A 12,023-nucleotide genomic window follows, 5' to 3' on the forward strand; every position below is an offset into this window, starting at 1 on the left:
GTGGCTTTTGCTATGGTGCCCGATTTTACGGTTAAGGTAATTGACGAAAAATCTTCGGGTGTAAGAACTCCGAGTTTAAAACTGGGAGGAACTTTATATTTCAGGCTTAGTAAATCTATCAGCAATTATAAATATGCAACGTTAAAATTCACTCATCATTCAAATGGACAAGATGGAGAGGCTTTAAATAGCAACGGTACAATAAATACCCATGATGGTAATTTTAGTACCAATTATCTTACTGTTGGATATAATTCAGGAAGAAAAACCAGCGCGTTTAATGCTGTTTCCTATTCATTAAATCATTATGGCGGTTTTGAGTGGCATAAATGGTTTCATTATGAAAAGGCCCTTAAAAATGATTATGGTTTTACCAGAGTTATCTATGATTTTTCGCTTCGCAGATATGTTAGACAGAAAGAGAACTGGCGTGCTGACGTTGGATTGAATTATGCGGTAAATGCAATGCAGAATTATAATGCTTTTTCAATAAAGAAACGGCTTAACGTTGAAACTTCATTTAATTACAGCTTTCCTTTTATGAATAATGTGTTTTTAATGGCTGCTATGGGGTATTATGGTGAGGATCCGTATAACATCTATTACCGAAATAAGTATAGTTATTTCCGTTTAGGCGTATCTTCTGGGTTGTAAGTGCCGCGCTGTTTGTCTTATTTTATGAAGTTATTGTAAAGGCAATTGATGCTTTCTATTAATATGCTATTGAAACCATTGGTATAAGAAGTATTGGAGCCATTTGTGATGACCACGATCCCAAATTTTTCTTTTGGTTGGAAAAACATTGCGCTATAAAGGCCATAAGCAGAACCGGTATGTCCGGTCATGTGTTTTCCGGAAATCAGGTTGTCTACATTAGTCATTGCCAGCCCATAGCCTTCTTCCTCAGAAATTTTTGTTTGCATTACTTTAGCGCTCTTTTTAGAAATGATTTTTACGCCCTTGTAATTGCCCTGATTCATGTGCATGGTCATGTATTTTGCAAGGTCTGTGGCCGATATTTTCATTCCTCCGGTAGGAGAGAATGCGGGAGTGCTGTATCCCATAACATAGTTTTTTATCTCCTCTCTGCGCGGGGCATAAGCCGAAGAGTCTGAGGCAAAAGTTTTTGAAATGGAATCATATTCATATAGGGTTGTAAACAAACTGTTGTCTAGTGAGTCTACACAATAGCCCCCATAAAGTTTTAAAGGATCTAGTATATGATGTTTTACATATTGGTCAAATCGTTCTCCAGAAAGCTTTTCTATTACCGCACCTACCATATTGAAATTTAGGTTGCAGTATTTATATCCTTTTCCGGGTTCGTAATCATTGTAGCATTTTGCCCAGTTAGAACCTTTTTCTGGGTTAATAACATCAAGATTAAAATAGCCCTGGCTATCGTTTATACTAGAGGTATGGGAGAGCACCATTTTTAGGGTAATAACGGTTTCAGGATATTTCGGGTTCCTTACCTTAAAACCCACCAGTTTGCTGAAATCATCATTTAAAGATAGCTTTCCGGCTTCTGCAAGCTGCATAATAGAGGTGGCCGAGAAGGATTTTGAAATTGATGCTATTCTGAAGATATCTTTATCGGTAAGTGGTGTGCTGGTTTCAGTGTTTTTAAGGCCAAATGAGTGGGTATAAATGATATCGCCGTTTTTTACCACAGCAACAGAGAGCCCTATGGCTTCTTGTTTTTTCATGATGTCTTTTAGTTCAGCCTCTGCTTTGGCAGCTTGGCCAAAGCTGTGGAGACACGCACAAATGATTAAAATTGCTGTAAGAAAATGTTTTAGATAGGTTGGTTTTCTCATAGTCTGGGAGTCAATTTTTGAAAACAAGGTAAAGATAATTCTGATTAATTTCTAAATTGCCGGCATGATCGATTATAAGATAGAAGCAGCAAAGGCGGCCCTGCCTTTTATTAAAATAGGCCAGATTGTAGGTTTGGGTGCAGGAACAACGGTATCTCACCTGGTGGATATGGTGAAACAGGATGAGGATTTGGTTGCGGGTGTTACTTTTACTTCGTCGTCTTTTAAAACCACTGCTTATTTGCAGCAATGCGGATTAAAGGTGCAATCACCGGCGTTACTTAAAAAAATAGATGTTTATTTTGATAGCTGTGATCAGTTTGATGAAGGATTGAATGCTTTAAAAAGTGGAGGTGGTATCCATACTACTGAAAAAATATTGGCATCTATGGCTGTGGATTTCATATTGATAGGAGATGAGGGGAAATTTGTAGCGAAGCTGGATGCTACTTATCCTTTGGTGCTGGAGATATTACCTCAGGCTTTGCAAATGGTACTGGGAAGATTGTCGTTTGAGTTTCCAGGAGCAGCCATAAAGCTACGTATGAGTACTCAAAAGGACGGCGCTGTTATTTCAGATAATGGAAATTTGCTGGCTGATGTTCACTTTGCAGAATTGCCGGAATTAGAAAAACTTAACGTTCAGATTAAAATGATTCCTGGTGTTGTGGAGCATTCTTTGTTTTACGGAATAGCTACAAAAGCAATAATAGCAGGGAAAAATGGGATTAAGGTAATTACGCCGAGTGTGGCTCAACGTGTATAATTACATCTTTAATACTTAAATCTGAGGCCAGAAGCTCATCTTTAACCTGATGGGCTACCTGGTGGGCAGTAAATACATCAATGGTTCCATCTACTTCCTGGTGATGGGGCGGCATCCATAATTTCTGAAAATGCCGGACGGATAATCTTTATTGCATTATAAATGATGAATACGCAAGCCATTAATGCTGCCCAGTCGTCTGCCCCTTCATACCCTTTACCTAATACAAGAGCAATTACAATTCCGATAAATGCTGCAATAGAGGTGATTGCATCACTCCGGTGATGATAAGCATCTGCTTTTACGGCCTGACTGTTCAATCGTTTTCCGATTTTAAGTACATAGCGGAATAAAAGTTCTTTAGAGAGGATTACTACCAGCAATACAATTAAGGTATAGCTTTTAGGTAATCCGTGAGGTGTTCTGATATAATATATAGAATGATATCCAATCCAACCTGCGGCTGCAATCAAAAAAAGGCCTATTAATAAGGCAGCGATGGGTTCGGCTTTACCATGTCCGTATGGGTGTCCCTGATCGGCAGGGCGCTGAGCATATATAAGTGCCAGCCATAATAACCCTGAACTAACCACATCGGCACCAGATTCGGTAGCGTCTGCAATAAGTGCATAGGAATGGCCAAGATATCCTGAAAGACCCTTTATAAATATTAAAGCGATACTGATAATAATACCTAACTGAGTAGTTCGTATGGCTTCTTTAGATGAGTTTTTTGATGATAATTCCATTGCAATAATAATGTAACGCTAAAACTAATGCTGATGTTTTAACAGGGGCGCAAAAATAGCTTTTTGAATGGATGTGCGTTGCATATTTTTGAATAAACTATCATCAATTTTAGTTTAAGCGTTTAATACAGCTAAAGGCGGAGTATTTAATACTTTTCTGCTACTTAAAACACCCGTGAGTACAACCAAAAAGCAGATTAGGATAAACAACAATAGTATCGGTAATAGAGAAGGAGTAAAGCTGGTGTCGAAGCTAAATACAGCTAGGAGCCAACTGCCTCCAAGAGCAAGAATTATTCCTGCACCGGCAGAAAATGCGCCCAGAAATAAGTACTCTATGGCTGTAATTACAAGGATCTGTTTTCGACTGGCTCCCAAGGTTCTGAGCAGTACGCTTTCTCTTAATCGCTGGCCCCTGCTTGTTAGCACTGCAGAAATGAGTACTATCCAGCCGGTTGCCATGCTAAAAGCAGCCATAAACTGTATTACAAAACTTATTTTTGATAACAACTCATCTAAAGTTTTTAATATAAGACCCAGATCTATCACAGATACATTAGGGAATTTTCGTACCACAGCGCTTTGGAAGTTAGCCGAAACGTCATTTGAAGTAATTCGTGTCATCAGTACATGAAACTGGGGGGCATCCTCTAATACACCTGTAGGGAAAACAACCCTGAAGTTAGTTTGCATTCTTGCCCAGTTCACTTCTCTTAAACTTCCAACAACGGTAGGTATCAGTAATCCCTGAACGTTAAAAACGATACTATCGCCAACTCCTACATGGATGTTCCTGGCATAACCTTCTTCTAACGAAACATAGACCTTTTCTTCCGGTTTTGCTTTGCCTTGCCATATACCTTCGGTTACTTTTTCTGCCGAGGTGAGGGTGTCCTGGAAAGTTACCCTAAGCTCTCCTTGAAAAGCACGTTTGGAATCACCTGCAGTATCCTGAAGTGCCGTTTTTCCATTGATTTTCTCAATTCTAACGGTTACAACCGGTACCTGGTTCATTACCGGTAATTTATAATCTCTGGTTAATGTGGCAATTGCTTCCTTTTGTTCATTTTGAATGTCGAACAGTATCATATTTGCCTGATTGGCGGCAGAGGATATGGTTACCCTTTTTATTAAAATGCCCTGTACAAAAAACAGTGTACAGATGAATGCTGCCGATAAACCTATGGATACGGTAAGCATAAGGGTTTGGTTATTTGGCCGGTAGAGATTCGCAAACCCCTGTCTCCATAAATAACTTGAAGAAGCTGGTATGAGCCTTTTTACTGCCCACATTAAGAGTCTGGATAAAGCAAAAAGTAATAGGAACGAGATTAAGATACTTCCGGTAAACACAACTGCCTGCATCCAACTGCTCATTTGAAATCTGGTAAATGCCAGTACAAAAAGCAGGATGAGTAGATACACAATCCATTTTAACGGGTCTCTGGGGTCGTTTGATTTCTCAAACGAATGCCTGATGGCATTTAATGGAGAGATAATGCGTACTGAAAGGAGCGACGGCAGAGTAAATAAAACTGAAATGACCAAGCCCAGCAGTACTCCTTGTAAGATGGCAAGCCATGAAATTTGTAGGGTAAGTTCTACCGGGATGAAATCTTTTAATACTATCGGTAATGCGAACTGTATAATTGTGCCCAATGCAGCACCTAAAACAGCACCAATAAATCCTATAAAAACAATTTGGATGAGGTAAATTAAAAATGCCTCCCAGGCTTTTAAACCAAGACAGCGGAGGGTAGCTATAGAGTTTAGTTTTTCGCCAATATATACATGAATAGCGCTTCCAACACCTATACATCCCAATAAGAGGGCAATAAATCCTGAAAGCTCAAGAAATCTGCTCACGTCTCTGAATGATTTTCCGGTGCTTTCCTTTTTAGATTCTACAGTTTCTGTGTCGAGATTTTCTTTATCAAGCAAGCGCYGGATTTTTTTAACCTGACCAGCTACGGCAGATGGTTTATTGTACCGGTAGTAATACTTGTATTGGATTCTGCTGCCTATTTTGGTTAATCCGGTTTGTTCAAGATACTTTAGCGGGATATAAACAACAGGCGCTACGGTAGCAGATATTCCGGTTTGCCCGGGTGCTTTATCCAATATTCCAGCTATTAAGAAGTTAAGTGAACCAATTTTAATGGAATCGCCTGGTTTGGCATTGAACTGCAGCATCACTGTTTTATCAACCAATGCCCTGCGCTCTTGCTGAAAGGTTCTTGCTGCATTTACAGGGGTAGTTTCGATGGTTCCATAAAATGGGTAATTGCCTTCAAGCGCGCGTACCTGTACCAATCTGCTGCCTTCATTTTTAAGGAAATAGATCATTGAAGCGAAGCTTCTTTCCGAAGCCTTTTCATTTCCCAGCGTATCTAGTGCTGCTTGTGCTTTTGCGCTTACGGGTTTGCGTGCCTGTATCACCAGGTCTGCTCCGGTAAGCATTTTGGCTTGATTGTCAATATCACGTTGCATATTATCCCTGAATGAATACACGGCTACTAAAGCCGCAATTCCCAGGATAATTGACGATACGAAAAGAAACAGTCGGGATTTATTGCGACGGGCATCACGCCAGGCCATTTTAAAAAGCCAGCCGATGTTTACAGATCTTTTAAGTGCGGAATTATCTTGTTGCATTTGGATCGTCTGAAATGATTACGCCACCTTTTATTTTTATTATCCTGTTTGTACGCATAGCCAGTTCCAGGTCGTGTGTAACTATGATTAGCGTAGTTCCGGCATCCCTGTTCAGTTCAAACATTAGCTTTTCTATTTTTTCGCTGGTTTCGGCATCCAGATTACCTGTAGGTTCATCGGCAAAGAGTATAGCAGGTTTGTTGGAAAATGCCCTTGCCAGCGAAACACGTTGCTGCTCGCCACCAGAAAGTTGTACCGGATAATGATGTGAGCGCTCTGCAAGGCCTACTTTATCTAACAGATCCATGGCATGTGCACGAATGTCTTTCTCTCCGCGCAATTCCATTGGTACCATTACGTTTTCAAGCGCGGTAAGGGTTGGCATTAGCTGAAAGTTTTGGAATATAAAGCCTATGTAGCGATTGCGTACCGCTGCCCGCTGATCTTCTGTGAGCTCATCTAGTTTTATGCCATTTAGCTTAACGGAGCCGGTAGTAGATCTGTCGAGCCCCGCACAAAGTCCCAGAAGTGTAGTTTTACCACTGCCGGATGGACCTGTAATTGCAAGTGTAGAACCTCCTTCTACAGAGAAATTGACGTTGTTAAGGACAGTAAGTTCTTTTCCGGCACTTTTATATATTTTACTTACATTTTCAATGTGGAGTATGTTTTCTGATGGCATATTATTAATAAATAGGTATTTTTATAGTTAAATATACGAGGCCTGAGAAGTAATGGCTAATTTTAGATTTATATTACATAGATATGTTACGTTTTAAAGCTTCAGCCCTGATCATACTATTGTCAATTGTATTGGCATCATGTGGAAATAACCAAAATAAAGAACCATTACAGGCGAAACCTGCAGAGGCGGCACCTGTTGCTACCGAAGTTCCAGTTAAACAAAAAAATATTCTATTCTTCGGTACAAGTTTAACAGCCGGATACGGATTGGAACAAGGAGAGGCTTATCCGGAACTTTTACAGAAAAAACTGGATTCACTTAAGCTTCCTTATAAAGCAATAAACGGTGGACTAAGTGGAGAAACGTCTGCCGCCGGGAAAAACCGGATAGATTGGTTACTAAAACAACCAATAGCCGTTTTTGTGCTTGAACTGGGCGCTAATGATGGCTTGCGCGGAATAGCGGTTAATGAAACTACGGCCAATTTGCAGACTATAATAGATAAGGTTAAAAAGAAATATCCTCAGGCTAAAATGATTTTAACCGGAATGGAAGTGCCGCCTAACATGGGGGCTAAGTATGCTTCTGATTTCAGGAATATGTTTAAAACACTTGCAGCTAAAAATGAAATGGTTTTTCTGCCGTTTTTGCTAGAGGGAGTAGCGGGTATTCCTAAGTTAAATCAGAATGATGGTATTCATCCTACCGCCGAGGGACAGAAGATACTGGCTGAAAACGTTTGGACGAAATTGAAAGGTGTGCTGTAATTAGTAAAGATTTTTTTTACTATCTTCATTATCTAATCAAATAGCAATAGTGTATGAACATAGTCGTTAAAATTTGGGTACGCAACCCTGAATGGTACTGTGATGAGCATAAAAATCTGGATGACCGAAAGGAATGGGAACAATTGAATGCTGCTAAAATTCCAAAACACTCTCATTGCGCAGCCTTTAAATTCTCTGAAGAAGTGACTGGTTATTCTAAAAAAGATACCAATACTTATGAGCTGACCATCTCTGCCGAAGGTGAGGGCCATGAGAATTCGGCTGTTTTGGGTACGGTTTTATTAGAAGATGTTCACGTAACTGAATTTAATCATGGAGAAGATAGTACCCCTGTTGTTATATCAAATGATATTATTCATGATATCGTTACTACGCAGAAAGAAAATGGGAAATTATGCTGGAACTACTTTCTTAAAGAAAATATAGATATTTTAAATTTAGAGTCCAATATCTGGCTATCTGCCGCTCACAAGGATCAAATTCTAAAGGAAGTCCCGGGCCTTATGCTTGCTTAAACGAATAGTATAATCTGTATTTGCGCTAATATATTTAGTTTTATAATTGTTTTACTAATTTTATTAGCTTAGTTTTGTCGTGACCTAAATTTATTTGTCATGAGGGAAGGGAAGCAAATAATTCATATGGATCAGGACGCATTTTTTGTGTCTGTAGAGTTAAAAAAGGATAGTAGTCTTATTGGAAAACCCGTAATTATTGGCGGCATGTCGGATCGTGGAGTAGTAACTTCATGTAGCTATGAGGCCCGAAAATTTGGGGTACATGCGGCGATGCCAGCCAGAATGGCAAAGATGCTGTGTCCGCATGGGGTTTTTATTAAAGGCAGCATGGATGCTTATTCTAAAGCATCTCATGAAATTACTGATATTATAAGGGAAAGGGCGCCGCTGTTTGAAAAAGCCAGTATTGATGAACATTATATAGATATGACGGGCATGGATAGGTTCCATGGTTGTATGACTTATGCCCATGAACTTCGACAAGTTATTATGAAAGAATCGGGCTTACCAATTTCTTTTGGGTTGTCGGTAAATAAAACGGTTTCCAAAATGGCAACTAACGAATGTAAGCCAAGCGGGGAGAAGAATGTTGAAGCATCGGGTGTACAACCTTTTTTAAATCCTCTTTCAATCAGGAAAATTCCGGGACTGGGAGAAAAGACCTTTGTAAAACTCAGTGATATGGGCATCAAGAAGATTCATACACTGGCCCAGATCCATCCGGATCAGATGAATATGCTGATGGGGAAAAATGGGTTATCGCTGCTTCAAAGAGCCAAAGGGATAGACAATAGTCCGGTAGTTCCATATGCCGAGCAGAAGAGCATTGGCACACAGTGCACATTTAAAGCAGATACTATAGATATAAATATGATCAATAACCTGCTTACTTCGATGGTAATGGATATTGCATTTCAGCTGAGAGAAAAAAAGAAACTTGCGGCCTGCATTACTGTAACGATCAGGTATTCTAATTTCGAAGATGTTACCAGGCAGGCATCTATCCCTTACACTGCACTGGATAATACACTTATTCAAAAAGCAAAGGAACTTTTTAAACAGGTATATACCAAGAGGATGTTATTACGACTTGTTGGTGTGCGTTTGTCTAGTCTGGTAAACGGATTTGAACAAATTGATATGTATAGTGAATCGCAGGAACAATATAGCCTGGTGCAGGCAATGGACAGGATTCGCAAGCGATTTGGAGAAAAGGCAGTAACAAGGGCATCTGTGTTGAATATTGAATTATAAGCCATGTACCTGAACGTTCATTCTCAATATAGCTTGCGTTATGGCACTATGTCTATCGAAAAGCTCATAAAGGAAGCCACTTCTCGAGGGGTTACGCAGATGGTGCTTACAGATATCAATAACTCAACGGGGATCATGGAGTTTATGAGAGCATGTAATAAGAGCGGTATTAAGCCCATTGGAGGTGTTGAATTTAGACGAAATAAGCAATTACTTTATATTGGGGTTGCCAAGGATAAGGAAGGGATGAAGGAGTTAAATGATTTCCTGACTGAGCATAATCTGGAACAGAAAGAGCTGCCCGATAAGGTAAAACCCTTTAAAAATGCAGTTGTAATTTACCCCTATGCAGGTGATAATGTAACGGAACCATTAGGCGAAAATGAATATCTGGGGATTCGCTATGATGAGCTGCATAGCTTGCACGGCAAGGAGATCAATCATATAAAAGATAAATTACTTGCATTACAACCTGTTTTTGTGGCCGACAGGCTCGAATACCGCTTACATGAGTACTTGAGAGGGGTAGATTTGAATACGCTGCTTACGATGATTGGGCCTGAAGATAAATGCAGTAGTACCGATATATTTCTGCCCGCAGGGGAGCTGGAAGCTAGATTTAGTAAATATACTTTCATTCTAGACAATACACGGAAACTGATGGATAGCTGCAGGATGAATTATGCGGAGGGGAAAGTGCACCTGAACCGTAAAACCTTTACGGGGAGTAAGAATGATGATAAAGCACTGCTTGAAAAGCTGGCAATGGGAGGTCTGATTTATCGTTATGGAAAGAACAATAAGGAGGCACTGAAAAAAGTAGAGAACGAACTGAAGGTAATTAATGACCTGGGGTATTGTGCCTATTTCTTAATCACCTGGGATATTATTCGTTATTCCATGTCTAAGGGTTATTATCATGTAGGCAGGGGCTCAGGAGCTAATAGTGCCGTGGCTTTTTGTTTGCGTATCACTGACGTAGATCCGCTGGAACTCGATTTGTATTTTGAGCGGTTTCTGAATGCACAACGTACCTCGCCTCCGGATTTTGACATTGATTATTCCTGGGATGAGCGTGAAGATGTGCAGGATTATATTTTTAAGCGTTACGGAAAAGACCATACTGCGCTGCTAGGCACGATGAGTACCTTTAAAGACCGCTCCATTATTCGTGAGATTGGTAAAGTAATGGGCCTGCCAAAAGCTGAGATTGAGGGCTTTACAGATCCGGCTAAAGCAACGGAAAACAGAAACAATCCTACTTTTGAAAAGATTAACGCCATATACGAAATGATGAAGGAGATGCCCAATCAAAGAAGTATTCATGCTGGTGGCGTACTGATTTCGGAAGAACCGATTACTTATTACACTGCATTGGATTTACCACCCAAAGGAATGCCCACTGTACAATGGGATATGTACGAGGCGGAGGTGATTGGTTACGATAAATACGATATACTAAGCCAAAGAGGGATAGGGCATATCAAAGAAGCAGTGAGGCTGGTGGAGGAAAATCAGCAATATAAAATAGATATCCATCAGGTAAAGACGTTTATGAACGATGCTAACCTGAATAACAAGTTAAAATCTGGCAATAGCATTGGTTGTTTTTACATCGAATCGCCGGCAATGCGGCAATTGCTTACCAAGCTGGGCTGCGAGAATTACCTGACATTGGTTGCGGCCAGCAGTATTATTAGACCTGGGGTTGCACAATCAGGTATGATGAAGGCTTACATTCAGAATTTTCATAAACCAGATGCTGTAGAATACCTGCATCCGGTAATGAAGGAACAACTGGAAGATACTTTTGGGGTAATGGTTTATCAGGAAGATGTGATTAAGATCTGTATTCATTATGCGGGGATGGATGGTACGGATGCAGACATTTTGAGACGGGGGATGAGTGGGAAATATCGCTCGAAAATAGAATTCAATAAGCTGGTAGAAAAGTTTCATGAAGGAGCAAAGGCATTGGGCAGGCCACAGGCCATTACGGCCGAGGTATGGAGACAGGTATTCTCTTTTGCGGGTTATAGTTTCTCTAAAGCACATTCAGCGAGTTTTGCAGTAGAAAGTTATCAGAGTTTACATTTAAAAACCTACTATCCCCGGGAGTTTATGGTTGCGGTGCTGAATAATTACGGCGGGTTTTATACGCGTTGGTTGTATGTTCATGAATTGCAAAAAGCGGGTGCAAAGGTGCATTTGCCATGTGTAAATGTAAGTACTTCTGGAGTGTCCATTAAAGGGAATGATGCCTACCTGGGGCTTATTGGTGTACAGGGACTTGAGAATAGATTTATAGAATTAATTCCCGATGAGGTTAAGCGAAATGGTGCATTTATTGATCTGGAGGATTTTGTAAAACGTACTGGGATGGGACTGGAACAGGTAATCATTTTAATTAGGGTGGGAGCTTTAAGGTTTACAGGTAAGAGTAAGAAAACTTTGTTGTGGGAGGTGCATATGATGTTGGGTGGTAAAGTTAAGCCTGTTAATCATGCAGAACTTTTTCATTTGGAAAGTAAACATTATATGCTGCCAGAGCTGATTAATACCAAGCTTGAAGATGCCTATCATGAGCTGGAACTGCTTGGGTTTCCTTTGTCGCTTTCTATGTTTGATCTATTGAAAACCCCATACAGAGGAGATGTGTGCACAGACAACCTGATTCAATATGTTGGACAAACGGTAAAAATGGTGGGATTGTATGTTTGTGAAAAGACTGTGCATACGAAAAACAACAAGAAAATGTGGTTTGGTACTTTTCTGGACGCAGATGGAA

11 protein-coding genes are annotated in these 12,023 nt (G+C 40.1%); 6 read left to right on the plus strand and 5 right to left on the minus strand.

Translation table 11 applies throughout. From position 1 onward, the window contains the following. Positions 1-654 (plus strand): hypothetical protein (locus AC1DDX_RS16310; protein WP_477622273.1); only part of this gene is annotated, 654 nt, incomplete at its 5' end. Positions 655-671: 17 nt separating this feature from the next. Here the strand turns inward: AC1DDX_RS16310 and AC1DDX_RS16315 are convergent. After that, entirely contained in the window at positions 672-1,709 is a 1,038-nt protein-coding gene (locus AC1DDX_RS16315; RefSeq protein WP_337716446.1) for a serine hydrolase domain-containing protein, read from the minus strand. Positions 1,710-1,884: 175 nt separating this feature from the next. On the opposite strand from AC1DDX_RS16315, the gene rpiA reads away from it, so the two are divergent. Then, entirely contained in the window at positions 1,885-2,586 is a 702-nt protein-coding gene (gene rpiA / locus AC1DDX_RS16320) for a ribose 5-phosphate isomerase A (protein WP_288881037.1), read from the plus strand. Here rpiA and AC1DDX_RS16325 read toward each other — a convergent pair. The 4 genes from AC1DDX_RS16325 to AC1DDX_RS16340 all read right to left on the minus strand — a co-directional run bounded on the left by AC1DDX_RS16325 (position 2,558) and on the right by AC1DDX_RS16340 (position 6,672). Further along, positions 2,558-2,701 (minus strand): cation transporter dimerization domain-containing protein, encoded by a 144-nt coding sequence (locus AC1DDX_RS16325; RefSeq protein WP_477622274.1) that lies wholly within the window; start codon positions 2,699-2,701, stop codon positions 2,558-2,560. The two genes, rpiA and AC1DDX_RS16325, sit on opposite strands and share 29 nt — an antisense overlap. Next, the gene (locus AC1DDX_RS16330; RefSeq protein ID WP_477622275.1) at positions 2,664-3,335 is read right to left on the minus strand and encodes a cation diffusion facilitator family transporter; all 672 of its coding nucleotides are present in this window, start codon (positions 3,333-3,335) and stop codon (positions 2,664-2,666) included. The genes AC1DDX_RS16325 and AC1DDX_RS16330 overlap by 38 nt, the downstream gene beginning before the upstream one ends. Positions 3,336-3,449: 114 nt before the next feature. Then, positions 3,450-5,990, minus strand: a complete 2,541-nt coding sequence (locus tag AC1DDX_RS16335) for an ABC transporter permease (protein ID WP_477622276.1) — start codon at positions 5,988-5,990, stop codon at positions 3,450-3,452. Continuing rightward, positions 5,977-6,672: an ABC transporter ATP-binding protein gene (locus tag AC1DDX_RS16340; RefSeq protein WP_172659553.1), complete on the minus strand. Its 696-nt coding sequence runs from the start codon at positions 6,670-6,672 to the stop codon at positions 5,977-5,979. The genes AC1DDX_RS16335 and AC1DDX_RS16340 overlap by 14 nt, the downstream gene beginning before the upstream one ends. A gap of 83 nt (positions 6,673-6,755) precedes the next feature. On the opposite strand from AC1DDX_RS16340, the gene AC1DDX_RS16345 reads away from it, so the two are divergent. The 4 genes from AC1DDX_RS16345 to dnaE all read left to right on the plus strand — a co-directional run. Beyond that, a complete protein-coding gene (locus AC1DDX_RS16345; protein WP_172659554.1) occupies positions 6,756-7,442 on the plus strand; it encodes an arylesterase in 687 nt (228 codons plus the stop codon). 53 nt (positions 7,443-7,495) lie between these two features. After that, the gene (locus AC1DDX_RS16350; protein WP_337716448.1) at positions 7,496-7,978 is read left to right on the plus strand and encodes a hypothetical protein; all 483 of its coding nucleotides are present in this window, start codon (positions 7,496-7,498) and stop codon (positions 7,976-7,978) included. Positions 7,979-8,077: 99 nt separating this feature from the next. After that, entirely contained in the window at positions 8,078-9,235 is a 1,158-nt protein-coding gene (gene dinB, locus AC1DDX_RS16355; protein ID WP_172659556.1) for a DNA polymerase IV, read from the plus strand. A gap of 3 nt (positions 9,236-9,238) precedes the next feature. Then, the coding region (gene dnaE / locus AC1DDX_RS16360) for a DNA polymerase III subunit alpha (protein ID WP_477622277.1) at positions 9,239-12,023 on the plus strand (2,785 nt) is incomplete at its 3' end.

The sequence above is a fragment of the Pedobacter sp. 10L46_2 genome (assembly GCF_056395165.1).